This window comes from Pseudomonas delhiensis (assembly GCF_900187975.1).
Classification (GTDB): Bacteria; Pseudomonadota; Gammaproteobacteria; order Pseudomonadales; family Pseudomonadaceae; genus Pseudomonas; species Pseudomonas delhiensis.
Window position 1 is genome coordinate 372502 of record NZ_FZPC01000001.1, and the last position, 24105, is coordinate 396606.

Below are 24105 nucleotides of genomic sequence, written 5' to 3' on the forward strand. Positions count from 1 at the left end.
CCCGTTTCCCCGGGTGCCTGCCCCGGCGGGCGGCTCAGCGGCGGCGGTCGAGGAAATTCACCACCACCCGGTCGAGCCAGCCCCACAACCGCTGGTGCAGGCGCATCCACAGGGAGCGGCCGTGCCACAGCGTGAAATCGATCTCCCGGCTGGCGGCGAAGTCGGCGATCAGGCAATCGGCCACCGCCGCCGTGAAGTCGGCGTCCAGTATCTCGATATTGGCATCCAGATTGAACCGCAAGTTCCAATGATCGAAGTTGCACGAACCGACGCTCGTCCAATCGTCCACCAGCACCACCTTCATGTGCAGGAAGCGCGGCTGGTACTCGAAGATGCGGATGCCGGCGCGCAGCAGGCGCGGGTAATAACGCTGCCCAGCATAGCGCACGGGGGCGTGGTCGGTGAGCCGCCCGGTCAGCAGCAGGCGCACCTCCACCCCGCGCCGCGCGGCCTTGCGCAGGGCCCGGCGGACCTTCCAGGTGGGCAGGAAATACGGCGTGGCCAGCCAGATGCGCTGCTGCGCGCCGTTCAGGCTGCGCACCAGCGACTGCAGGATGTCGCGGTGCTGGCGGGCGTCGGCGTAGGCCACCCGGCCCTGGCCGCTGCCGCCGATGGGCGTGGGCGGCAGGCGCGCCGGGTGCACCGCTTCCAGCGGGCACCAGGCCTTGGCCTGCAGGCAGGCGTGCCACTGGCGCTCGAACAGCACCAGCCAGTCGGCCAGCACCGGGCCCTGCATCTGCACCATCACCTCGTGCCAGGCGCTGGCGTTCTCCGGCACCGACCAGAACTCGTCGGTGGCGCCGGCGCCGCCGACGTAGCCGACGTATTGGTCCACCAGCAGCAGCTTGCGGTGGTCGCGGAACAGGTTGCGCCAGCCGCCGCGCCAGCGCAGCGGGTTGTACAGCCGCAGCTCGCCGCCGGCCTCGCGCAGCCGGCGGCCCCAGGCGCTGCCCAGGCGCAGGGCGCCGAAGCCGTCGAACAGGCAGCGTACCGCCACGCCGCGGCGCAGGGCGTCGATCAGGGTTTCCAGCAGCAGCTCGGCGCAGGTGCCGCCTTCCACCAGGTACAGCTCCAGGTCCACCTGGCGCTGCGCCCGGGCAATGGCCGTGAGCATGCTCGGGAAGAAGTTCTCCCCGTCCACCAGCAGGGCGAAGCGGTTGCCGCTGCGCCAGGGGAAGACCGGCCCGCTCACCGCTGGGCGAAGATCAGCACGGCGCCCACCGGCACCGCCAGGTTGATGGTCTGCAGGCCGGCGAGCTTGCGCAGCTTCTCAACCCCCGGCGCCAGGCCGAAGTCGGCGGCGTCGAGGATCAGCGGCGACAGCGTCACCACCTGGAAGCGCCGTTCGTCCAGGCGCGTCACCAGCACCTCGGCGCGGTACGCGCGGCTGGCGCCGTGCAGGTCCAGGCGCAGCGGCAGCGGCATCTCCAGCTGCGCGCCGTTGGCCAGGCCGAAGATCGGCCCCAGGTCCAGCTGCGCGTCCACCGTGGCCTCGGGATAGCGCTCGGTCTCGAACAGCAGCTCGCGGATGCGCTCGTCGCGCAGCGGCACGCCGCTGAGCACCGAGTCCAGCTCGATGCGCAGGCTGGCCTTGCCGTGGTCGTCGACGCTGCCGTGCATGACCAGGAAGCGGTTGTTGTCGGCGCCGGCGGCGCCGCGGCCGGTGACGAAGTTCAACCGCGAGGATTCGTAGTCGAGGTACCAGGCCGCCTGGGCGGAAGCGGCGAAGCAGGCCGCGAGGAGGAAAGCGAACAGCGAGCGCATGGAGTCCCTTACATGGAAAACGGCTGGATCAAGCCAACGATAGCGGCCCGCCGCCGCCTTGCAAACCGGCCGACCGGCGAGCCCATTGGGCAGGCGGCAGCGCCAATGGTTCAGTCGGCCAGCAGCGCGGCAATCCCAGGCGAGAACGTAGGGCGCATAACCGTTCGCGGTTATCCGCCGGATACACCGAGGCCATGGCCAACGCCCAGATCAACCCCGGAGCCGCCGGGGACCGAGGCCAAGCGGCGGATAACGCCGTAGGCGTTATTCGCCCTACAAAGCATCCGCCTGGGGCAGCAGCCGGCAACCCTCGCGCGGGCCGAGCCAGGCGGCGGTCTGGGTGCTGCCCAGGCCGCGGGCGGTCACCCGCTTGTGCTCGGCGTCGTCGAGGAAGGCGCTGGTGGGCACGTACTGCCTGGTGTAGCCCTGGCAGTACTCGGCGCTGTTGCCCATGACGTAGCGGCAGGAGCAGTACTCCTTGGCCGTGTAGGCGCCGATGATCGGCGGGAAGGATTCCAGGTGCACGCGGTTGGCCCAGGCCCAGCCGGCCAGGGCGACCAGCAGCAGGAGCAGCAGGCCGAGCAGCGGGTGGCGGCGGATCATGGCTTGGCCTCCGGCTGGACGAAGGCCGCAAGGGCCCGCTTGAGGAAGTCGTCGTGGCGGTAGCTGCCGTCGCGGTCGTCGGCGTAGCGCACTATCACCAGCTTCTGGTCGGGCAGCACGTATAGCGCCTGGCCCCAGTGGCCGAGGGCGGCGAAGGTGGTCTCCGGGGCGTTCGGCCAGGGCAGGTCGGCGCCGGCGGGGGCGCGGTTCAGCCACCACTGGCCGCCGGGCACGCCGTCGGCGGCGTCCTCCGCGGTGGGGTGGTAGTTGGCGAACGGCGTGAGGGCGAACTGCATCCAGGCCGGGGGCAGCAGCTGGCGTTCCTTCCAGCGCCCGCCGCGCTGCATCAGCAGGCCGATGCGCGCCAGGTCGCGGGCGGTCATGTAGGCGTAGGAGGAACCGACGAAAGTGCCGCTGGCGTCGCGCTCCCACACCGCCGAGCGGATGCCCAGGGGCTCGAACAGCGCGGTCCAGGGGTAGTCCGCGTAGGCCTCGCCGACCATCTGCTTCAGGCTGGCGGCGAGCACGTTGCTGTCGCCGCTGGAGTAGCGGAAGCGCTGGCCCGGCTCGGCGTCGGCGGGGAAGCCGGCGACGAAGCCGGCCATGTCGTCGCGGCCGCGGGTGTAGAGCATGGCCACCACCGAGGACTTCAGCGGGGCGTATTCGTAGTCCTCTTCCCAGGCCAGGCCCGAGGCCCAGTTGAGCAGGTGGCGCATCTTCACCTGCGGGTGCGCGGCGAAGGGCGCGAAGTGCTGCGCCACCGCGTCGTCCAGCTGGAAGCGGCCCTCGCCGTAGGCCACGCCGAGCACGCAGGCCATGATGCTCTTGCTCATGGACCAGGCCAGGTGCGGGGTCTGCGCGCGGGTCGGCCCGGCATAGCGCTCGTAGACCAGTTGGCCGTCGCGGATCACCACCACGGCGTCGCTGCGCACGCCCTGGCGGGTGGCGTCGTCGCGCGCCGGGAAGGCATAGGCCTCGAAGGCCTGCAACGCCGGGCCGCTGGCCGCGGGGCCGGGCTGCCAGTCGGCCTCCGGCCAGGTTTGCGCGTGGACCGGCGCCAGCAGGCACAGGCTGGCGACCAGGGTGGCGCCACGCAGCAGCGGGCGCAGGCAGGGCATGGGCATCGGCGGGCCTCTTGTTTTCAGCTCCGGCGGAACCCTAGCACGCTGCCATGACGGCCATAAGCGCCGATCACGCCGTAATGGCGGACGGATTCAGCGCGGCACCTGGTAGTCGGCCGGGCCGAGCAGGTCCATGCCGCACTCCAGGCCGCTTATCCAGTCGAGGAAGGCATCGATCATCGGCCTGCCGGCGAAGGGCCGGCCGTGCTGCGGCACCATCATCTGCACGTCCAGGCCGCGCACCATGTCCGCCCACAGCCGGCACACCTTGTTGCTGGCCATGTAGCGGCGGTGGAAGCCGAGCATGTGCGGCAGGTGCTCGGCGAAGTCCTGCACCGGGTTGGCGTCGTCCACCAGGGAGGCGCCCATGTCGCCGGAGAAGAGGATGCGGCTGACCGGGTCGTAGATCTGGAAGTTGCCCACCGAGTGCAGGAAGTGCGCCGGCAGTATATTCAGCTGGCAGCGGCCGAGGTTCAGCGACTGGCCGCGGTCGGGCACGGCGATGACGCGGTCGTAGGTGGAGATGCCGTGGCTGACCGCCAGGTAGCTGGCCGTCAGGTGCGGCAGGAAGCGCGCCCAGAGCTTGGAGCAGATGACCTTGGCGCGGGTGTGCAGCAGCCACTTGTCCAGCGCGGCGATGATGTCCGGGTCCTGGTGCGAGGCGAAGATGTAGTCCAGCTCCTGCAGCGGCATCAGCTTCGACAGTTCCAGCGACAGCGGCGTGTAGGTCAGGTCGCCGCCCGGGTCCAGCAGCAGGTACTGGCCGTGGTCGACGATGAGGAACTGGTTGGACTGCACCCCGTCGCCGGTGACGAGGTCATCGAAGCACAGGCACTGGTGGGTGCCGTTGTCGAACAGCACTATGGGTTCGCGACGCATGGAGCTTCCTGCGGATCATGCCGGTGGGCGGCGGAATGTCGCGCAGGGTACCCAGGCGCGGGCGCGGGCCTCACTGACCTGGGTCAAGCCCCAGTGCCGCCCAGGCCTTGTCCAGACGCCTGGCGCGGGCGCTGCCGCCCAGGGCGAGCACCGCGCGGTCGCGCTTCCACAGCTGCGCCCAGTGCTCCGGGCCCTGGGCGATGGCGGCGTCCAGCGCCGGGGTCAGGGCGTCGAACTGGGCGAACAGGCCGCCCAGCAGCAGGTGCGTGGCCGGGTCGCCGACCGGGTGCCGCGCCACCTCCGCGCAGCCGGCCAGCAGCCCCGCCAGGCGCAGCGGCAGCTCGCGCGGCCAGCGGCTGGCCAGGCCCACGCCGTACAGCCAGGCCAGCAGCGCAGCCATCACGTGCAGGTCCTCCAGGCCGCGGAACGGCTTGCTGTAGGCGTCCCAGCCGTCGCCCGGCAGGCGCTCGCAGTGGGCGCCGTCGAGGACCAGCCGGGCATGGGGGATGTCGGGGATCAGCGGCATGGCCGGCATCGGCTCCAGGCGCGCGCCGGGGGCGCCGGCCAGCACCACGGTCATCGCCAGGTGCGGGGCGTCGCCGGCCGGCTCGTCGCGCGCCGCCACCAGGTACCAGGCGGCGCTGTCGGCGGCGGTAGCGAAGTCCTTGCGGCCGTGCAGGGTCAGGCCGTCCAGGCGGGTGGCCAGGTCCGCCGGGCGCAGGCTCCTGCCCTCGCTGACGCAGAGCGCGCCGAGGCCGGCCGGGGCCGCCGGCCACAGGGCGCGCAGGGCCGCCTGGTAGCCGCCGAGGAAGGCCAGGCCGGGGGTGGCCGCCAGGCGCCCGGCGAGCACCGCCAGCTCCAGCGGCCCGGCGCCGTCGGCGCAGGCCAGCAGTTCGGCGTACCAGTCCTCCAGGGCCAGGCCGGCGGGCAGTGGCTCCAACGGGCCGAGCAGGCGGTTCCAGGGCATGGGGCGATCCTCATCCGGTTGGGGTGGTTGTCATACAAGCATCACGCCAGGGTCACGAGCGTGACACCGCCGCTTCCTAGCCTGAGCTTGCACAACAAAGGCGACCGGCCGCAACCCGCCTGGCCGGCCCATGGAGGCCTCCGCATGAGTCAGACCGCCCACGCCTGCGACACCCCGCGCGAAGAACGCCGCCTCAAGGCCGTGCGCCTGCGCGGCGCCCGCGCCCTGCGCGAAGCCCAGGCCCTGCGCTTCCGCGTGTTCAGCACCGAGTTCGAGGCACGCCTGAAGGGGGCCGAACTCGGCCTGGACCTGGACGACTACGACAGCCACTGCCTGCACATCGGCGTGCGCGACCTGGCCAGCGGCGCCCTGGTGGCCACCACCCGCCTGCTCGACCACCGCGCCGCCGGGCGCCTGGGGCGCTTCTACAGCGAGGAGGAGTTCCACCTCGACGGCCTGGCCGAGCTGCAGGGCCCGGTGCTGGAGATCGGCCGCACCTGCGTCGACCCGGCCTACCGCAACGGCGCCACCATCGCCGTGCTCTGGGGCGAACTGGCCGAGGTGCTCAACGAGGGCGGCTACGGCTACCTGATGGGCTGCGCCAGCATCCCCATGCGCGACGGCGGCGTCCAGGCCCTGGCGGTGATGCAGCGCCTGCGCGAGCGCTACCTGTGCCGCGAGCACCTGCGCGCCGAGCCGAAGACGCCGCTGCCGGCCCGGGAACTGCCGGACAACCTCACCGCCGAGCTGCCGCCGCTGCTCAAGGCCTACATGCGCCTGGGCGCGAAGATCTGCGGCGAGCCCTGCTGGGACCCGGACTTCCAGGTCGCCGACGTGTTCATCCTGCTCAAGCGCGACGAGCTGTGCCCGCGCTACGCCCGCCACTTCAAGGCGGCCGTGTGATGCGCGGCGCCTGGCGAAGCGCCCGCCTGCTGGCGGTGGTCGGCCTGGGCCTGGCGCTGGCCGCCGCGGTGGCGCTGCTCGAACGCCTGCCCGGCTACGACTGGACCGCCCTGCGCCAGGGCCTGACGCGCTGGTGGCTGGCCCACCTGCGCCGCGCCCTGCCGCTGCGGGTGACGGTCCATGGCGAACTGCCCAGGGGCCCGGCGCTGTGGGTCAGCAACCACGTGTCCTGGCTCGACATCCCGCTGCTCGGCGCCCTGGCCCCGCTGACCTTCCTGTCCAAGGCCGAGGTGCGCCAGTGGCCGCTGGCCGGCTGGCTGGCGGAAAAGGCCGGCACCCTGTTCATCCGCCGCGGCTCGGGCGACGGCAGCCGCCTCGGCGAGCAGATCGCCGGGGCCCTGCTGCTGGGCCGCTCGACGCTGATCTTCCCCGAAGGCACCACCACCGACGGCCGCGGCCTGCGCAATTTCCACCCGCGCCTGCTGGCCGGCGCCATCCATGCCGGGGTGCCGCTGCAGCCGGTGGCCCTGCGCTACCTGCGCAACGGCGAACCGGACCCGCTGGCGCCCTTCATCGGCGACGACGACCTGCTCAGCCACCTGCTGCGGCTGCTGCGCAACGACCGCGGCTGCGTGGAGATCCACCTGCTCGCGCCGCTGCCCAGCCAGGGCCGCGACCGCGCCCAGCTGGCGCAGCAGGCCCACGCCGCCATCGGCACGGTGATCTACGGGGGAATCGCGCGGGAACAGGCGCAGGCCGCCTGAAACAGGAAGGAAGTCGAACCTGCCGGGCGCCACGGCTGGCAGGTTCCGCCCCGGACGGCGGCGCAGGCCGCGGCCCCCGGAAAGACCGGCGCCCGCCATTGGCGGGCGCCGTCGTTCCAGTGGCGCGCGGGGCCTGCGCGGCGCCGCCCTATGCGCCGGCTTCCGGCGGCACGACCAGGATGTCGCAATCCAGTTCGCGCAGGGCGTAGTCGGCAACACTGCCGATCAGGGCACGCTTGATCCCTCCCATGCCCCGGGTACCCATCACCAGCAGGTCCGGCCGGTGCTTCTCGGACATGCGCTCCAGCACATTGCCCGGCAGGCCGACGGCGACCAGCTGTTCGTCGATCCAGGGCTCCAGCTGCTGGTCCCTGAGGAACGCCTTGAACTCGTCCACCGCCTGCCGCGTCTCGGTGCCGACGAACTCGTCGATGCGCTCCTCGCTGACCCCGGAGTACTGCATCATGCCCTTGGCCAGCGGGCTGAAGGCGTAGATGGCGCGGCGCACCGCGCCCTGCAGCAGGCCCAGGCGCTCGGCGACGCGCACCGCGTTGGCCGAGGCCGGCGAGGTGTCCAGCGCCAGCAGCAGGTCGCGGTATTCGCCGGCGGCCGGCTGGTTGACCATCAGCACCGGCAGCTTGCCGGCGCGCACCACCCGTTCCACGGTGGTGCCGACGAAGATGTCGCGCAATACGCTCTTACGGTGCGAGCCCATCACCAGCAGGTCGACGTCCTCCTCCAGCGCGCAGCTGACGATCTTCTGGTTCGGGTCGCCCACCTCGACGCGGATGCGCGGGCAGCTGCCGCCCAGGGCGGTGAGCTCGACCAGGCGCGCCTCCAGCAGCAGCCGGACCTGCGTCGCCTCCTGCTCGACCAGCGCCGCCGGCTGGTCCTCGTCGACCACGCAGAGCACCGTCCACGGGCAGCCGAAGCGCTTGGCCAGGGCCCCGGCGCGTTGCAGGGCCTTCTCCGAGCGCGACGACAAGTCCGTGGCGATCATCAATGATTTGAGCATGCAGCACCTCCCTCTCCGTCGTGGGTTCTATTGCATCCTTTCAAGGCTTTCCTACGTTTGATGCATATCAAGCCGGGGGCGATCCGCCGGCAAATCGTCGCACCGCCCGGCCAGCGCCAGCAGTTGCGGGTAGAAGGCGCGGAAGTCGTCGCTCAGCACCTGGTAGCGCTCGGCCAGTTCCTCCCAGGCGCCGTCCAGCAGGCCCGGGCGCGACAGCCGCCGGGCCATGCCGGCGAGCACGTCCTGCAGCACCGCGAAGTCGCGGTAGCTGCCCAGCCAGTCCTGCGCCGCCATGCGCGGGGCGATGCGCGCCAGGCGCTCGGGCAGCTGCGGGGTCTGGTTCAGTACACCATAGACGCGGCGGGTGAATTCGCTGAGCGGCTCGTTGCTGAATGTGTCCCAGTCGCGGGCCAGGCAATGGTCGAAGAACACGTCCAGCAGCACCCCGGCCAGGCGCCGCCGCCCGGCGGGGAAGCGCAGCTTCGCCGCGTGCACCAGCGGATGGCTGTCGGTGAAGGCATCGATGCGCCGGTGCAGGCGGATGGCCGCCTCGACGTCCGCCGGCCAGCGCCCGGCCAACGGCCCCTTGACGAAGTCGCCATAGAGGCTGCCGAGCAGCTGCGCCGGCTGCGAGCCGCCGAGGTGGAGATGGGCGAGGTAGTTCATCGTCCAAGCTTAGCGCGAAAGCGGCCGCGGCGGGGTGCGGGCGGGCCCGCCGATTTGCCCGCAAGGCCCGTCTCTGCTAGTGTCGCCGGGTTCCGAATACCCCGCCGAGATGTCCCATGGCCCGCAAGAAAGCCGTCGATTTCGAACAGTCCCTCGCCGAACTGCAAACCCTGGTGGAACGCCTGGAGAGCGGCGAGCTGTCCCTGGAGGACTCGCTCGGCGCCTTCGAGCAGGGCATCCGCCTGACCCGCGAATGCCAGGCGGCGCTGAGCCAAGCCGAGCAGAAGGTGCAGGTGCTGCTGGAGCGCGACGGCGAACTGAGCGAGGCGCCCTTCGACAGCGAAGGCGAAGACGCATGATCGCCGCCTACCAGGCGCGCTGCCAGGCGCGCGTCGATGCCGCCCTGGAAACCCTGTTCACCCCGCCCCGCGAAGACCTCCAGCGCCTCTACCAGGCCATGCGCTACAGCGTGGTCAACGGCGGCAAGCGCGTGCGCCCGCTGCTGGCCTACGCCGCCTGCGAGGCCCTCGGCGGCGACCCCGCCCGGGCCGACGGCGCGGCCTGCGCGGTGGAGCTGATCCACGCCTACTCGCTGGTCCACGACGACCTGCCGGCGATGGACGACGACGCCCTGCGCCGCGGCCAGCCGACCACCCACATCGCCTTCGACGAGGCCTGCGCCATCCTCGCCGGCGACGGCCTGCAGGCGCTGGCCTTCGAGGTGCTGGCCGACGCCCGGCTGAACCCGCAGGACGCCGGGACGCGCCTGGCCATGGTCAGCGCCCTGGCCCGCGCCGCCGGCTCCGCCGGCATGGTCGGCGGCCAGGCCATCGACCTCGAGGCGGTGGGCCGGCGCATCGACCAGGCGGCCCTGGAAACCATGCACCGGCACAAGACCGGCGCGCTGATCGAGGCCAGCGTGCGCCTCGGCGCCCTGGCCAGCGGCCACGCCGACGCCGCGCGCCTGGAGGCCCTGGCCCGCTACGCCGGTGCCGTCGGCCTGGCGTTCCAGGTGCAGGACGACATCCTCGACGTGGAAAGCGACACCGCCACCCTGGGCAAGACCCAGGGCAAGGACCAGGCCCACGACAAGCCCACCTACCCCGCGCTGCTCGGCCTGGACCCCGCCAAGGCCTACGCCCTGGCCCTGCGCGACCAGGCCCTGGCGGCCCTGGAAGGCTTCGGCGACGGCGCCGAGCCACTGCGCGACCTGGCCCGCTACATCGTCGAGCGGCGCAACTGACCGACCGGTCGTTTCGCCTATAACCGCACTCCCCTGGAACTGTAGGAGCGGGCCCTGCCCGCGATTCGCGCGCAGGGCGCGCTCCTACAGGGGAATGGCATGGCTCGGCCCGCGTTGGAGCGGACTCCGTCCGCGATCCGGCGGATAACGCCAGGCCCACCCATGACGTAGGGCGCATAACCGTTCGCGGTTATCCGCCGCTGGCCGTGCCACCGGGGTGTCCGGCGTGGCGGGGACCAATCGCGGACGGAGTCCGCTCCTACGACCGTGTTTCCCTGGAGCTGCAGGAGCGCGCCATACCCGCTTCGACGGCTCTAGGTTGCCGTCTTCGCCGGCGTGGCAGGGCGAAGGACCTAGGTCCGCAAGCAAAGCCCTGCCCCACCCCACACGAACAACCGGACGCAAACCACCCGCTTTCTCGGGCAAACGGCACGACCACCTTGCTTGGGCCTGTCAGAAGCATCAGGTAAACTGCCGCATCTTTGCCTCTCATAACGATCAGCCTGATGCCCACGACGTTCCACGAGATTCCCCGCGAGCGCCCCGCCACTCCCCTGCTCGACCGCGCCGGCACGCCGGTCGAACTGCGCCGGCTGGGCGAGGCGGAGCTCGTCACCCTCGCCGACGAACTGCGCCAGTACCTGCTCTACAGCGTCGGCCAGACCGGCGGCCACTTCGGCGCGGGCCTGGGGGTGATCGAACTGACCATCGCCCTGCACTACGTCTTCGACACCCCGGACGACCGCCTGGTGTGGGACGTCGGCCACCAGGCCTACCCGCACAAGATCCTCACCGGCCGCCGCGAGCGCATGGGCACGCTGCGCCAGAAGGACGGCCTGGCCGCCTTCCCGCGCCGCGCCGAGAGCGAGTACGACACCTTCGGCGTCGGCCACTCCAGCACCTCCATCAGCGCCGCCCTGGGCATGGCCATCGCCGCCCGCATGCAGGGCTCGGGGCGCAAGTCGGTGGCGGTGATCGGCGACGGCGCGCTGACCGCCGGCATGGCCTTCGAGGCGCTGAACCACGCCTCCGACGTGCAGGCCGACATGCTGGTGATCCTCAACGACAACGACATGTCGATCTCGCACAACGTCGGCGGCCTGTCCAACTACCTGGCCAAGATCCTCTCCAGCCGCACCTACAGCAGCATGCGCGAGGGCAGCAAGAAGGTGCTCTCGCGCCTGCCCGGGGCCTGGGAGATCGCCCGCCGCACCGAGGAATACGCCAAGGGCATGCTGGTCCCCGGCACCCTGTTCGAGGAGCTGGGCTGGAACTACATCGGCCCCATCGACGGCCACGACCTGCCCACGCTGATCGCCACCCTGCGCAACATGCGCGACCTCAAGGGCCCGCAGTTCCTCCACGTGGTGACCAAGAAGGGCAAGGGCTTCGCCCCGGCCGAGGCCGACCCCATCGGCTACCACGCCATCACCAAGCTGGAGCCGGCGGGCGCCGCGCCGAAGAAGGCCGGCGGGCCGAAATACTCCAACGTCTTCGGCCAGTGGCTGTGCGACATGGCGTCGCAGGACCCGCGCCTGGTCGGCATCACCCCGGCGATGAAGGAAGGCTCCGATCTGGTGGCCTTCGCCGAGCGCTTCCCGGAGCGCTACTTCGACGTGGCCATCGCCGAGCAGCACGCGGTCACCCTGGCCGCCGGCATGGCCTGCGACGGCATCAAGCCGGTGGTGGCGATCTACTCCACCTTCCTGCAGCGCGGCTACGACCAACTGATCCACGACGTCGCCGTGCAGAACCTCGACGTGCTCTTCGCCATCGACCGCGCCGGCCTGGTGGGCGAGGACGGCCCGACCCACGCCGGCAGCTTCGACCTTTCCTACCTGCGCTGCATCCCCGGCATGCTGGTGATGACCCCCAGCGACGAGGACGAGCTGCGCAAGCTGCTGACCACCGGCTACCTGTTCCAGGGCCCGGCGGCGGTGCGCTACCCGCGCGGCAGCGGCCCGAACACGCCGATCGACCCGGCGCTGGAGCCGGTGGAAATCGGCAAGGGCGTGCTGCGCCGCCAGGGCAAGGCCGGCAAGGTCGCCATCCTGGCCTTCGGCGTGCAGTTGGCCGAGGCCCTGCAGGTGGCCGAGCGCTTCGACGCCACTGTGGCCGACATGCGCTTCGTCAAGCCGCTGGACGAGGCCCTGGTGCGTGAACTGGCCGACAGCCACGAACTGCTGGTGACCGTGGAAGAGAACGCCGTGATGGGCGGCGCCGGCGCCGCGGTCGGCGAGTTCCTCGCCCGCGAGAACCGCCAGTTGCCGCTGCTGCACCTGGGCCTGCCGGACTACTACGTGGAACACGCCAAGCCGGCGCAGATGCTCGCCGAATGCGGCCTGGACGCCGCCGGCATCGAGCGCGCCATCGCCGCGCGCCTGGCGCAGCTGGCCACCCCCGCGCCCGAGGCCTGAGCCCCGGCGCGCGGCGCCGGACCGCGTCAGCCCAGCAGCGCCAGGGTGTCCAGGGCGATCATGCGCTCCTCGGCGGTGGGCACCACCAGCACCCGCGGCGAGCCGGGCCGGTGGATGGCCCGGCAGCGGCCGCCCACGCACGCGTCGTTGGCCGCCTCGTCGACGGCGAAACCGAGAAACGCCAGGTGGGCCAGGGTCCTGGCGCGCACCAGCGGCGAGTTCTCGCCGATCCCGCCAGTGAACACCAGGCCGTCGATGCGCGGCATGGCGCAGCCCATCGCCGCCAGGGACTTGGCCAGGCGGTAGCAGAACACCTCGATGGCCAGGGCCGCGCCCGCATGGCCCCGGGCACGCGCCTGCTCCAGGGTGCGCATGTCGTTGGACAACCCCGACAGGCCGAGCAGGCCGCTGTCCTCGTTGAGCATCCTGTCGACTTCCTCGATGCTCCAGCCCAGGCTGCGGATCAGGTGGCCGTGCAGGTTGGGGTCGACGTCGCCGCTGCGCGTGCCCATCACCAGCCCTTCCAGCGGCGTCATGCCCATGCTGGTGTCGCGGCTGTGGCCATCGACGATGGCGCAGGTCGAGCAGCCGTTGCCCAGGTGCGCCGACAACCAGCAGCTGTCCTCCGCCGGCAGGTCGCACAGGGCGGCGGCGCGCTGGCTGACGTAGCGGTGGCTGGTGCCGTGGAAGCCGTAGCGGCGCACCCCGAAATGGCGGTACAGCCTTTCCGGCAGGGCGTAGCGGTAGGCGTGCTCGGGCAGGCTCTGGTGGAAGGCGGTGTCGAACACCGCCACCTGCGGCAGTTGCGGGTACAGCGCCAGGGCGGCCTCGATGCCGGCCAGGGCCCCGGGGTTGTGCAGCGGCGCCAGGGCGACGGTGTCGCGGATGGTACTCATGACCTGCGGATCGATGCGGCAGGCCTGGCTGAAGTGCTCGCCGCCATGCACCACGCGGTGGCCGATGCCCCGCAGGCGCCCTTCGGCGGCCACCTGCACCAGCGGCAGCAGGCGCGCCAGGGCCTGGCGGTGGTCGGCGTTGGGCAGGGCGAGGTCGGCGCGGCCGCCGGCGTCGACGATGCGCAGGCTGGCCTGGGGCGTGCCCAGGCATTCGACGATGCCGCTGGCGCGGAACTCGGGGGCGCTTTCGTCGACCAGGGCGAACTTGATCGACGAACTGCCGCAGTTGATGACGAGGATGCTTCGGTCGGGCATGGAAGGGTTTCCTGCAGGACAAGGGAGAGCCCGGCGCGCCGCGCCGCCCCGGACCGCGAAGGGCCGGGCACGGGCGCGCCGGGAGGAAGAGGTGCGGCCTACCAGGCCGCGCTCAGGCGTTCGCGGTTGGCCAGGGTGGCCGAGGGGCGCTCGCCGAAGAGCCGCTGGTAGTCGCGCCCGAACTGCCCCATGTGCCAGAACCCCCAGGCCATGGCGGCGTCCTGCACGGTCGCGTAGGGCGAGTGGGGGCTGCCCAGCTCGCGGTGCACGGCGTTCAGGCGCACGGCCTTGAGGTAGTGGATGGGGCTGCGCCCGAGCACGTCCAGGAAGCAGTTGCGCAGCGTGCGCTGGCTGACGTGCAGGAGCCGGCACAGCTCCAGCACGCTCACCGGCCGCGCGGGGTTGTCCAGCACGTATTCGCGCGCCCTGGCGACCACCCAGTGCTTGCGCAGCAGGGTGCGGGAACAGGCGTGGCGGGCCGCTTCGGCGCCCTGCAGCAGGTCCAGCAGGCAGAGCAGCAGGTCGTGGTTCAGCTGCCGCGCCACCGCGGGCTCGCGCAGGCTCAGCGGCTCGATCTGGGCCAGCGCCAGCGCGGCGCGCATGAAGTCGCACAGGCGCCGCCGGGCGCCGGGCTCGACCTGCAGCAGGCGCGACTCCTCCAGCAGCAGGCCGAGGTGGCGCAGCTCCTCCAGCTCCAGGTGCTCCAGCAGCGCCTCGCGCTCCACCACCAGGCCGAGGATGTTGTAGTCGTCCGGGGTGCTCAGCTCGAACTCGCGCCCGCCCGGGCGCACGGCGATGGCCTGGGCGTCGATGCAGTCGCGGCCGATGTAGCCGACGTCCTTGTCGCCGTAGGGGATGCCGAACCAGAAGGCGCCGGGCCAGACCATGCAGGACTGGTGCAGCGCGTGGCTGGTGTATTCGCGGAAGAACTGCAGGCCGTCGAGCCAGACCTCGGTCAGCTCGCCGCGGAAGGGCCCGGGGTCGAGCTGGTCGTAGAGCTGCTGCCAGGCGGTGATGTTGCAGGCGTGGGCGTAGACGTCGCCGGTCTGCCGCCGGCGCACGCCGTCGCCGTGGCCCAGGGGTTCGTCCAGCCCGCCCGGCGTGCCCTCGCACGCCCACAGGTGATGCAGATCGATTGCGCTTTTCTTGTCCGACATGACGCCTTGCCCGATGACTTCAGGGACCCGCGCGAGCGGGTCGGGTTGTCTCTGCAAGGCACGGCCAGGTGGGTAGCTCTGTGGCTGCCTCACACTGTGAAGAATTCGTCAGAGCAGGTGTTGCCACAGGTCAAGGTGCGGCCTGGCCACCGTCATGGCGTGCACCAGCAGGCCCTTTTCCCCTGCGCTGGCGCAGGCCACCCGCACCGCCGCCTCCACGTCGGCGATCTCGCCGGTCAGCACCAGGTAGCACTTGCCGCCGATGCCGAAGGCCATGTGCAGCCGCACCAGGGTGACGTTGGCCGCCTTCACCGCGGCATCGGCGGCCTCGATGCAGGCCGCCACGCTGAAGGTCTCCACCACCCCCAGCGCGCGCGGCTCGTCCACCGGGTTGACGCCGCTGATGGCCGGCAGCACCGATTCGTGGATGTTCGCCAGGACGAACTGGTCCACCAGCATCTGCCCGCCCTCGGCCGCGCCGGCCTGCACCGCCTGGCGCACCGCGGCGACCTCGCCGCCGACCATGGCGATGTACTTGCCGGGGCAGATGGTCTTGGCCGCCAGCAGCTGCACGTCGGCGCTCTTCAGCATCAGGTCGGCGAGCTGCACGCCGCGGGCGATGCTGGTCAGTTCGATCAAACCTATGGCGTGGTGCATGAAGCTTCTCCTGGCGGGTTGGCGACGAGGCGGATGTGGCCGTCGCCGACCTCCGCCACGCGGCCGGCGATGCTGGCGTGCAGGGGCACGCCGAGTTGTCCTTCGGGCACTTCGGCGATGCACTCGCCCAATGCCACCTGCTGGCCCACGGCGACGCAGGGCCGGGCGGCCACGCCGATGTGCTGGCGCAGCGCCAGGCGCACCTCGGCGGGGTGGTGTTCCTGCGCCAGCAGTGGCGCCTTGTGGTTGTAGGCCTGCAGTTCCAGGCGCGAGACCAGGCGGCTGACCGGCAGCAGGCGGTACTCGGCCATGGGGTCGGCGGCGCGCAGTTCGCCCTGGTAGCGGGCGCCCTCTTCGCGCAGGCGGGCCTTGAGCGCCTGGTTCAGACGCATCGGCGAGATGTCCACCGGGCAGGCGTAGGCTTCGCAGATGCCGCATTCGGAGCAGGTCAGCGCCGACAGCAGCACGCTGGGCTGCGCCACGTGCCGGTAGTTGGTGGCGCGTACGATCAGGTGCGGCGGCAGTTCGTGGCCGATCATGTGCCGCGGGCACAGTTCGGTGCACAGCGTGCACTGCTCGCACACCGAACGGGCCATGGCCAGCACCGAGTCCATGCCCTGCCGGCGGCGACGCACCAGCAGGTGGTCGTCCGGCAGCACCAGCAGCCCGCCGGTGGTCTTGCTCAGCGGCTCGTCGAGGTCGTCCAGCAGGCGCCCCATCATCGGCCCGCCGTTGATGAAGGCGGGGCGTTCCAGGGTGCTGCCGCCGGCCAGGGCCAGGGCTTCGCGCAGCGGCGTGCCCAGCGGCAGACTGAGGGTCAGCGGCCGGCGCACCGCGCCGTTCACGGTCAGCGTGCGGTGGGTCACCGGCTGCTGCCGTTCCACCGCGCGGCCGACGTTGATCAGCGTCTGCACGTTGCTCACCACCACGCCGATGGCCAGCGGCAGCGCCGCCGGCGGCACGCGCCGGCCGGTGGCCAGCCAGATGGTGATGACTTCGTCGCCGGCCGGGTAGACGTCCGGCAGGATGTGCAGGCGCACACGCTCGGGCAGCAGCGGTTGCAGGCAGTCGATGGCCGCCTGGTATTTGGCCTTGAGGGCGATGATCCCCTCCTTCGCGCCGGTGGCGGCCATGCCGTGGAGCAGGCCCTTGAGCAGCCATTCGGCCTGCGTCACGGCGAGCTGCTGGTCGACCTTGAGCAGGGGCTCGCACTCGGCGCCGTTGACCAGGTAGATCTCCGCCTCGGCCTGCAGCTTGACGTGGGTCGGGAAGCCCGCGCCCCCCGCCCCCACCACGCCGGCGGCGAACACCCGGCGGCGGATCTCGTCGGGCGCCAGGGCCTGCACGGTGATCATCGCGGCGCCCCTCCCGGCAGGCGGTAGCGGCTACTGCGGCGGCGCAGCCGGCCCTGGGCGAAGAGGCCCTCCAGCCAGGCCCTGGCCTGCGCCACCGGGATGTCGAAGGCCGCCGCCACCTCGCTGGCGCTGTAGCCCTGCCTGCGCCGGGCGAGCAGGCCGAGCAGCGCCTCCTCCGGCGCCGGCGCAGGGCGCGGCGCCGGCTCCTGCCCGGCGTCCAGCAGGGTATCCAGCAGGTAGGCGGTGTCGTCTTCCGGGCGGCCGATCTCCTTGCGGCCGACCAGGCAGCCGCGCCGGGTGGCCAGCGCCGCGCCGGCGTCCAGCGCGGCGCGGCAGGCGGCCAGGTCGCCCTCCACCACCAGGGTGACCAGCGCCGGGTTGGTCACGGCCTGGCGCAGCAGGCGCACCGACGCCGCCTTGAGCATGGCGTCGGCGGCCTCGATGCCGCAGGCCAGGCCCCTGACCTCCAGCAACCCCAGGGCATCGATCATGGCGCTCACCTCCTCAGGCCCGCTGGATGGGGTTGCGCGCGATCTCCAGCACCGCCTCGGAGAAGGCGTTGCAGGCGGCGCGGCAGGCCGCCTGGCTGCCGGCGAGGAAGGCCGCCGAGTAGTTGGTTTCCGAGGGCGGCGGCACGTAGGTCACCAGTTGCACGTCGGCGGCCTTGAGCGCGGCGTCGATGCCGTAGGTGGCCTCCAGCGGCGGCGCCACCAGGTAGGCGATGGGGTCGCCCAGGGCGATGCCGGCGCCGGCCGACAGGTAGCTGCCGGTGCGCGACACCACGTGCGCGAGGAAGGCCACGCTGTGGGCGTCGTCGGCCCAGCGGAAGCTCGGCCCGGCCTCGATCACCTCGTTCATGGCGTCGAGCCCGGCGCGCACCTCGGCGGGGTTGGGGCCGCCGAGCATGATCAGCACCTCGCCGGCGGTCGGCGACGGCCCGTTGGCCGCCCCGGCGTACAGCGAGCGGCCGTAGACCACTTCCACCTGGGCCTGCTTGGTCGCCTCGTCGGCGGCGATGTAGGCGACGTCGTCGGAGTCGACGCTGATCAGCCCGAGGCTGCGGATGTGCTCGCCCACCTTGAGCTCGCGGCGGAAGTCTTCCTGCAACGAGGCGATCAGGCGCATGGCCGTGACGCTCGGTTTGATCGGATCGAGAATACTCATGTCGGGTTGCTCCTCAGGATGGGGCTCAGCGGTTCAGGGCGATGCCGGAGGCTTGCTTGTCCAGCATCCGCCTGGCCAGGTCGACGATCACCGCCGCCGCTTCCACCGGCGGCGTGCCGCCGCGGTGGATGTTCGAGATGCAGGTACGGTCGGCCTCCACGGTGCCGGCCAGGGTCGGCTTGTACACCGCGTAGCAGGACAGGCTCTCGGACTGGCCCAGGCCGGGGCGCTCGCCCACCAGCAGGATCACCACCTGGGCGCCGAGCAGTTCGCCGATCTGGTCCTCGACCTTGACCCGTCCGTAGCGCACGAAGAACGGCGTGCCGACATCCAGCCCGGCGCTCTTCAGGCCCTCCAGCAGCGGCGGGAGGATTTCCTGGAAGTTCACCGTCACCGCGTCGGTGGACAGGCCGTCGGAGATCACCACCTGCACCTGCGGGTTCTTCCTGCACTCGGCCAGCAGGGTCGCCACCGCCTTCTCGCCGAGGCGGCGGCCCATGTCCGGGCGGGTCAGGTACTGGTCCTTGGTGTCGATTTCCGACTGCACTTCCAGCAGGCCCTGCTGGGCCACCCACTCGGCGGGCACTTCCTTGAGCACGGTGTCCTTGGAGCGCGAGTGGTCGGCGAGGAAGCGCAGCAACGCCTGGGTGCGCGGGCGCACGCCGGCGCGGCCCAGGCACACCCGCGCGGCGGTGGCCTTGCGGAATTCCTCCAGCACCTCGGGGCGCTGCGGGGCCTCGACGCCGATCCACTGCCGGGCCTGTTCCGAGCCCAGGTCCCAGGCGCACAGGCCGTCTTCCACGGCGCTCGCGGCGGGCGTCGGCGCGCTGGCCGGCGCGGCCGCGGGGCGGGCCTGGAGTTCATTCAATACCGAACGGACGATGTCCTCGATCTGCTGCTGATGCATGTCGCTTCCCTCAGAAGAAAATGGATGGATCGCCGGCGCGGGCGGTCAGCCGGCCTTCGCTCATCAGGCCCATGCGCTCGAGCCAGCGCTCGAACTCCGGCGCCGGGCGCAGGCCCAGCAACTGGCGGATGGTGGCGGTGTCGTGGAAGGCGTTGGTCTGGTAATTGAGCATGATGTCGTCGCCCATCGGCATGCCGATGATGAAGTTGCAGCCGGCGGTGGCCAGCAGGATCATCAGGTTCTCGTTGGAGTTCTGGTCGGCGTCGGCGTGGTTGGTGTAGCAGCAGTCGCAGCCCATGGAGATGCCGCTGAGCTTGCCCATGAAGTGGTCTTCCAGGCCGGCGCGGATGATCTGGCGGTCGTTGTACAGGTACTCCGGGCCGATGAAGCCGACCACGGTGTTGACCATGAACGGGTCGAAGTGCCGGGCCAGGCCGTAGTTGCGCGCCTCCATGGTCAACTGGTCGGCGCCGTGGTGGGCGCCGGCGGACAGCGCCGAGCCCTGGCCGGTTTCGAAGTACAGGCAGTTGGGCCCGGCGATGCGGTTGTACTCGGCGCCCACCGCGCGCGCCTCCTCGAGCATCTCCAGTTCCACGCCGAATTCGCGCAGGCCCTTCTCGCTGCCGCAGATGCTCTGGAAGATCAGCCCGCCCGGCGCGCCGCGGCGGATCGCTTCCATCTGCGTGGTGACGTGGGCCAGCACGCAGCCCTGGGTGGGGATGGCGAACTTGTCGATGGCCTCGTAGACGGTGTGCAGCACGCGGGTGAGGTTCTCGACGTTGTCGGTCACCGGGTTGACGCCGATCACCGCGTCGCCGATGCCGTAGGACAGCCCCTCGTACATCTGCGCGGCGATGCTCTGCACGTCGTCGCGGGTGTCGTTGGGCTGCAGGCGCGCGCTGAAGCGGCCGGGCAGGCCCATGGTGTTGTTGGCCTTCTTCACCACCGGCATACGCTTGGCGCCATAGATCAGGTCGGCGTTGGAGCAGATCTTCGCCACCGCCGCCACCACCTCGGAACTCAGGCCCTTGCGCAGGAAGGCGATGTCGTCGGCGCCGGTGTCGTCGGCGAGGATGTACTCGCGCAGCTCGCCGATGCGCCACTGGGCGATGCGCGCGTAGGCGCTCTCGTTGATGCCGTCCTGGATCAGCCGGGTGACGCTGTCCTCCTCGTAGGGGATGACCGGGTTCATGCGCACGTCGGCCACCGTCAGCTCCGACAGCACCTGCTTGGCCGCCACCCGCTCCTGCGCGGTGGTTGCCGCCACGCCGGCGAGCACGTCGCCCGAGCGCGGCTCGTTGGCCTTGGCCAGGACTTCCTTGACGTCCTTGAACTGATAGGTCTTGCCGAACAACTGGGTCTTGAGCTTCATAACACCACCTCAGGAAGGGAAAGCCAGTGACTTGACGGTGACCGGGAGGATCTCGCCGTCGAACAACGGGCTGCCGATATCGATGTAGTCGCCATCGCTGGTCGCCACTTCGTCGATGACCGCCAGGGCGCGGCCGGCCAGGCGCGGCTGCAGGAGCATGCCGAGCACCTTGCCGAGGTCCTGGACGGCGACGACCAGCAATGGATGGGGGCTGGGGTTGCGCTGCTGGAACCCGGCGAGTTCTTCCACGCAACGCTGGATGGCCTGGTAGGCCACCGGCAGGTCCGCCGGCAGGGCCAGGGCGTAGAGGTCTTCGCCGGCGCGCAGGTCCATGCGCAGCAGGTTCTGCAGCCAGCCGTCGGCAAGGCCCGCGCCCTGGCCGCCGGCCCAGTTCGTCGCGCAGGGCACCACCGGCACGTTGCGCATCGGCAGCTGCATCTCGCGCAGCCAGATGGTGCTGCCCGACAGCGACAGGCTGTGGGCGCCGGCGCCGATCACGGTGGCGCGCACGGTCTGTTTCGGCTCCACCAGCGGCAGGCGCTGGAAGCCGGGGTCGCCGTGCAGCGCCTCCGCCAGCAGCGGGCCGATGTCGCCGAAGCGGAACGGCGCCTGGCCCGCACCGTGGTAGTAGCATTCGCCGACGCCGCCGGAGAGGGTCAGCGCCTGCAACCGGCCGACCGCGGGCAGCGGCTCGGTCATCAGCAGCTCCCGGGCCAGCGGCGACAACGTGCCGTCGATCACCTCGAACAGCAGCGCCGCCATGCGCCGCGCCAGCGCGCGCAGTTGCTCGCCGGACAGCGTCTGCGGCTCGCTGCCGAACAGCTCGCGGCAGATCGCCCGCGCCGGCGCGTGCAGGCGCAGCAGCGCGCCGCGGCTGTCGGTCTCCACCAGGCGCCCGCCGACGTTCAGGCAGGCCGAACCGATCACCCGGCCGGCCTCGAACAGCACGTAGTTGGCGGTGCCGCCGCCGATGTCGATGTTCAGCACCCGCCCGGCGCAGTCGGCGGACAGCTCCGCCGCGCCGGCGCCGCGCCCGGCGATCACCGATTCCAGGTGCGGCCCGGCGCTGGCGACCACGAAGTCGCCCAGCCGCTCGGCCAGGCGCAGCACCGCCGGGCGCGCGTTGCGCGCCTTGGAGGTCTCGCCGGTGATGATGATCGCACCGGATTCCACCTGTTCCGGCGCCAGCTCCGCGGCACGGTACTGGTCGAGAATGAAGGCGAGCAGTTCCTCTTCGCGCAGGTGGCCCTCGAAATCGATCGGGGTGAAGGCCACCGGGCTGACGTAGGTGACCTCCCGCGCGGCGAACTCGTAGTGCGGCACCTGCGACAGCGAGGCGCGGTTGACCAGCACCAGGCGCGAGAAGATCACCTGCGTGGTGGTGGTGCCAACGTCGATGCCGACGCTGCGCAACTCGCGCCTGCTCATGGCCGTGCCCTTACTCGGCCCGCTGCAGGTCGGCGTCGGTCAACGCCACCGGCTCGGGTTGGGCTTCGGATTTCGGCGCGATGAGCAGCGCCACCACCACCGCGGTGACACCGCCGAACAGCTTGCCGACCAGCATCGGGAAGATCATCGCGGACATGTTCGCCGCGGTGAAGCCGAGGTGGTCGCCCAGGGCGAAGCCGGCGGACACGGCGAAGGCGCAGTTGATGATCTTGCCGCGGGCATCCATCTTGCCGAACATGCCGAACATCGGGATCACGTTGGCCAGGGTCGCCACCATGCCGGCGGCGGCATCCTTGTTCATGCCCAGCAGGCCGCCGACCTTCATCAGCGGGGTGCCGAACCAGCGGGTCAGCAGCAGCACCATGGGGTAGGCGCCGAGCAGCACGCAGGCGATCGAGCCGATCACCTCCATGGCGCGCATCACCGCGCCGGGCTCGTCGCCCTCGCTCATGAATATCGGGTCCATCCCCGGGATCAGCGTCCAGCCCACGGTGAACTGCACCACCGCGGCGGCCAGGCCGAGAGTGATCAGCCCCACCAGCAGCTTGGCGAACACCTCGAAGCCGGCGATGATCTTCTCCGGGCAGAACTTCAGGCCCAGGGCGATCAGCACCGCGACCACCAGCACCGGGATCATGTTGACGAGGATCATCGCCAGGCTGAACTGCACCGGCTCGCCGTTGACCTCGATGCCCGAGTACATCGCCACCAGCCCGCCGGCGATGCAGCCCAGCGGCACGGTGACGATCCCGGCCAGGGTGCCCAGGGCCAGGTAGCGGCGATCGGACGGGTCGATGATGCCCAGCGCCACCGGGATGATGAACACCAGGGTCGGGCCCATCATGGCGCCGAGGATCAGCCCCGAGTACAGCCAGGCGGCGGTGTCGCCGCCGGCCAGCTCCTTGGCCAGGGAGAAGGCGCCCATGTCGTTGGCCAGCAGGGTGCCGGCGAACATCGCCGGGCTCGCCCCGACGCTCTCGTAGAGCGGGATCACCAGTGGCCCCAGCAGGTTGGCCAGCACCGGCGCCAGGGCGGTGATGCCGACCATGGCCAGGCCCAGCGCGCCCATGGCCATGAAGCCTTCCTCGAACTGCCCGCCGGAGCCGCCGATGCCGCGCCCGAGCCAGCCCAGGCCGAGGTAGCCGAGGACTTTCTCCGAACCGCCGAATTGGCTGAATACCCTGTCCACCGCCCCGATCAGCAGGAAGACCATCATCACGTAGAGGATGATTTCGTTAACGCTCATGACACCTACTCCTGAACAACGTCGTTTCCTTCACGGCAGGCGCGTCAGCGCTGCCAGGCATCCTGGTAGATCGCGGTGATCTGTTGCGCGCAGGCGCTGCGCGGGTTGCCGGCCAGGCAGATGTCCTGCAGGGCCGCCTCGGCCAGCGCGGCGAAATCCTCGCGGCGCACGCCGTGGGCCTGCAGGTCGCGGCCGGCGGCGCCGACTTCGTCGATCAGGCGCTGCACCGCGGCGATGCTGCGTTCGGCATCCAGGCTTTCGCGGCTGAGCGCGTGGCCGATGTCGGCATAGGCGCGCTTGCAGACGAGCTGGTTGAAGCGCATCACCGCCGGCAGCATCAGCGCGTTGGCCTGGCCGTGGGGAATGCCGTAGCGCGCGCCCAGGGGGTGCGCGGTGGCATGGCACAGGCCCAGGCCGGAATTGGAAAAGGCCATGCCGGCCATGTACGAGGCGAGCATCATCGACTCGCGGGCGCCGACGTTGCCGCCCTGCCCCACCGCCAGCGGCAGGGCCTCGCCGATCAGTGCCACGGCGCGCAGGGCCAGGCCCTGGGTCAGCGGCGTGGCGTGCGGCGCGACGTAGGCCTCGATGGCGTGGGTCAGCGCGTCGATGCCGGTGGCGGCGGTCACCGCCGGCGGCACGCCGAGGGTCAGGCAGGCGTCGATGATCGCCAGGTCCGGAATCAGGTCGGTGTGCACCAGCACCTGCTTCAGGTGCCGCTGGCTGTCGGTGATGACCGCCACGTTGGTGGCCTCGGAGCCGGTGCCGGCGGTGGTCGGCACGGCGATCAGCGGCATGCGCCGGCGCAGCGCCGGGCCCTCGCCGAGATCGCTCACCCGGCGCTCCGGGTTGGCCGCCAGCAGCGCCGTGGCCTTGGCCGCGTCCAGCACCGAGCCGCCGCCGAAGGCCAGCACGCCGTCGCAATCCGCGGCCAGCAGTTGCCGGCCGGCGGCCTCCACCACTTCGCTGTGCGGCTCGCCGCCGGCATAGACCAGGCATTCGTGGGCCAGCCCGGCGTCGTCCAGCGAACGCAGCAGGCCCTGGTCCAGTCGCTGCTCGTGCAATCGGCCGTCGACCATCACGAACAGCCGGCGGATGCCCAGCGCCGCGCAGGCCTCGCCGGTGCGCACGGTGGCGCCGGGGCCGATGTAGGTGCTGGGCGGCACGCGGAATTCGCGCACCGCGCGGGCATTGAGCATGTCCAGGGCGCGATGGATCACCCGGCCGACCTCCTGCTCGTGCATG

Annotated in this window: 24 protein-coding genes; 5 read left to right on the top strand and 19 right to left on the bottom strand. The window is 71.3% G+C overall.

Annotated features, from left to right (window positions below):
- Nucleotides 1-34 precede the first annotated feature (34 nt).
- The 6 genes from CHC02_RS01700 to CHC02_RS01725 form a co-directional block, all read right to left on the bottom strand.
- The gene (locus CHC02_RS01700) at nt 35-1114 is read right to left on the bottom strand and encodes a phospholipase D-like domain-containing protein (protein ID WP_089389844.1); all 1080 of its coding nucleotides are present in this window, start codon (nt 1112-1114) and stop codon (nt 35-37) included.
- A 74-nt stretch (nt 1115-1188) separates the two neighbouring features.
- A complete protein-coding gene (locus CHC02_RS01705) occupies nt 1189-1764 on the bottom strand; it encodes a YceI family protein (RefSeq protein ID WP_089389780.1) in 576 nt (191 codons plus the stop codon).
- A 273-nt stretch (nt 1765-2037) separates the two neighbouring features.
- Nucleotides 2038-2367, bottom strand: coding sequence for an amidase (locus CHC02_RS01710; protein WP_089389781.1), 330 nt, complete (start codon nt 2365-2367; stop codon nt 2038-2040).
- Entirely contained in the window at nt 2364-3485 is a 1122-nt protein-coding gene (locus tag CHC02_RS01715; protein WP_244160883.1) for a serine hydrolase domain-containing protein, read from the bottom strand. The genes CHC02_RS01710 and CHC02_RS01715 overlap by 4 nt, the downstream gene beginning before the upstream one ends.
- A 96-nt stretch (nt 3486-3581) precedes the next feature.
- Entirely contained in the window at nt 3582-4367 is a 786-nt protein-coding gene (locus CHC02_RS01720) for an oxygen-binding di-iron domain-containing protein (protein WP_089389783.1), read from the bottom strand.
- Nucleotides 4368-4437: 70 nt separating this feature from the next.
- Nucleotides 4438-5334 carry an acyl-CoA dehydrogenase middle domain-containing protein gene (locus tag CHC02_RS01725; RefSeq protein ID WP_089389784.1) on the bottom strand — a complete coding sequence of 299 codons (897 nt, stop codon included), beginning with the start codon at nt 5332-5334 and terminating at the stop codon, nt 4438-4440.
- A 144-nt stretch (nt 5335-5478) separates the two neighbouring features.
- Here CHC02_RS01725 and olsB point away from each other — a divergent pair, with 144 nt between their 5' ends.
- On the top strand, nt 5479-6237 hold the full coding sequence (olsB, locus tag CHC02_RS01730; RefSeq protein ID WP_089389785.1) for an L-ornithine N(alpha)-acyltransferase: 759 nt from the start codon (nt 5479-5481) through the stop codon (nt 6235-6237).
- Complete coding sequence (locus tag CHC02_RS01735) at nt 6237-7001, top strand: lysophospholipid acyltransferase family protein (protein WP_089389786.1); 765 nt, start codon at nt 6237-6239, stop codon at nt 6999-7001. Before olsB ends, CHC02_RS01735 begins: the two co-directional genes overlap by 1 nt.
- 148 nt (nt 7002-7149) lie before the next feature.
- Here CHC02_RS01735 and CHC02_RS01740 read toward each other — a convergent pair whose 3' ends face one another.
- Both CHC02_RS01740 and CHC02_RS01745 read right to left on the bottom strand, forming a co-directional pair.
- Complete coding sequence (locus CHC02_RS01740) at nt 7150-8016, bottom strand: universal stress protein (RefSeq protein ID WP_089389787.1); 867 nt, start codon at nt 8014-8016, stop codon at nt 7150-7152.
- Nucleotides 8017-8067: 51 nt separating this feature from the next.
- Nucleotides 8068-8682 carry an acyl carrier protein phosphodiesterase gene (locus CHC02_RS01745; RefSeq protein ID WP_089389788.1) on the bottom strand — a complete coding sequence of 205 codons (615 nt, stop codon included), beginning with the start codon at nt 8680-8682 and terminating at the stop codon, nt 8068-8070.
- Nucleotides 8683-8798: 116 nt separating this feature from the next.
- Between CHC02_RS01745 and CHC02_RS01750 the strand changes: the two genes are divergently transcribed.
- From CHC02_RS01750 to dxs, 3 genes are all read left to right on the top strand, one after another.
- Entirely contained in the window at nt 8799-9041 is a 243-nt protein-coding gene (locus CHC02_RS01750) for an exodeoxyribonuclease VII small subunit (RefSeq protein ID WP_009615726.1), read from the top strand.
- The gene (gene ispA / locus CHC02_RS01755; RefSeq protein ID WP_089389789.1) at nt 9038-9925 is read left to right on the top strand and encodes a (2E,6E)-farnesyl diphosphate synthase; all 888 of its coding nucleotides are present in this window, start codon (nt 9038-9040) and stop codon (nt 9923-9925) included. Before CHC02_RS01750 ends, ispA begins: the two co-directional genes overlap by 4 nt.
- 506 nt (nt 9926-10431) lie before the next feature.
- Nucleotides 10432-12342, top strand: coding sequence for a 1-deoxy-D-xylulose-5-phosphate synthase (gene dxs / locus CHC02_RS01760; protein ID WP_089389790.1), 1911 nt, complete (start codon nt 10432-10434; stop codon nt 12340-12342).
- Nucleotides 12343-12368: 26 nt separating this feature from the next.
- Here dxs and CHC02_RS01765 read toward each other — a convergent pair whose 3' ends face one another.
- The 11 genes from CHC02_RS01765 to CHC02_RS01815 form a co-directional block, all read right to left on the bottom strand.
- A complete protein-coding gene (locus tag CHC02_RS01765; protein ID WP_089389791.1) occupies nt 12369-13553 on the bottom strand; it encodes an acetate/propionate family kinase in 1185 nt (394 codons plus the stop codon).
- Nucleotides 13554-13651: 98 nt separating this feature from the next.
- Nucleotides 13652-14710 (bottom strand): HTH-type transcriptional regulator EutR, encoded by a 1059-nt coding sequence (gene eutR, locus CHC02_RS01770; protein WP_089389792.1) that lies wholly within the window; start codon nt 14708-14710, stop codon nt 13652-13654.
- A gap of 108 nt (nt 14711-14818) precedes the next feature.
- Entirely contained in the window at nt 14819-15367 is a 549-nt protein-coding gene (locus CHC02_RS30705; protein WP_089389793.1) for a BMC domain-containing protein, read from the bottom strand.
- Nucleotides 15352-16722: a 4Fe-4S dicluster domain-containing protein gene (locus tag CHC02_RS01780; protein ID WP_089389794.1), complete on the bottom strand. Its 1371-nt coding sequence runs from the start codon at nt 16720-16722 to the stop codon at nt 15352-15354. Before CHC02_RS01780 ends, CHC02_RS30705 begins: the two co-directional genes overlap by 16 nt.
- Nucleotides 16719-17213, bottom strand: a complete 495-nt coding sequence (locus CHC02_RS01785) for a BMC domain-containing protein (RefSeq protein ID WP_089389795.1) — start codon at nt 17211-17213, stop codon at nt 16719-16721. The genes CHC02_RS01780 and CHC02_RS01785 overlap by 4 nt, the downstream gene beginning before the upstream one ends.
- Before the next feature lie 13 nt (nt 17214-17226).
- The gene (gene eutL / locus CHC02_RS01790) at nt 17227-17886 is read right to left on the bottom strand and encodes an ethanolamine utilization microcompartment protein EutL (RefSeq protein WP_089389796.1); all 660 of its coding nucleotides are present in this window, start codon (nt 17884-17886) and stop codon (nt 17227-17229) included.
- 25 nt (nt 17887-17911) lie between these two features.
- Nucleotides 17912-18793 (bottom strand): ethanolamine ammonia-lyase subunit EutC, encoded by an 882-nt coding sequence (eutC, locus tag CHC02_RS01795; protein ID WP_089389797.1) that lies wholly within the window; start codon nt 18791-18793, stop codon nt 17912-17914.
- 10 nt (nt 18794-18803) lie between these two features.
- Nucleotides 18804-20165: an ethanolamine ammonia-lyase subunit EutB gene (locus tag CHC02_RS01800; protein WP_089389798.1), complete on the bottom strand. Its 1362-nt coding sequence runs from the start codon at nt 20163-20165 to the stop codon at nt 18804-18806.
- Between the two features lie 9 nt (nt 20166-20174).
- Nucleotides 20175-21593: an ethanolamine ammonia-lyase reactivating factor EutA gene (locus CHC02_RS01805; protein WP_089389799.1), complete on the bottom strand. Its 1419-nt coding sequence runs from the start codon at nt 21591-21593 to the stop codon at nt 20175-20177.
- 10 nt (nt 21594-21603) lie between these two features.
- A complete protein-coding gene (gene eutH / locus CHC02_RS01810; RefSeq protein ID WP_089389800.1) occupies nt 21604-22860 on the bottom strand; it encodes an ethanolamine utilization protein EutH in 1257 nt (418 codons plus the stop codon).
- A gap of 44 nt (nt 22861-22904) precedes the next feature.
- Nucleotides 22905-24104 carry an iron-containing alcohol dehydrogenase family protein gene (locus CHC02_RS01815; RefSeq protein ID WP_089389801.1) on the bottom strand — a complete coding sequence of 400 codons (1200 nt, stop codon included), beginning with the start codon at nt 24102-24104 and terminating at the stop codon, nt 22905-22907.
- Between the last annotated feature and the right edge of the window lies 1 nt (nt 24105).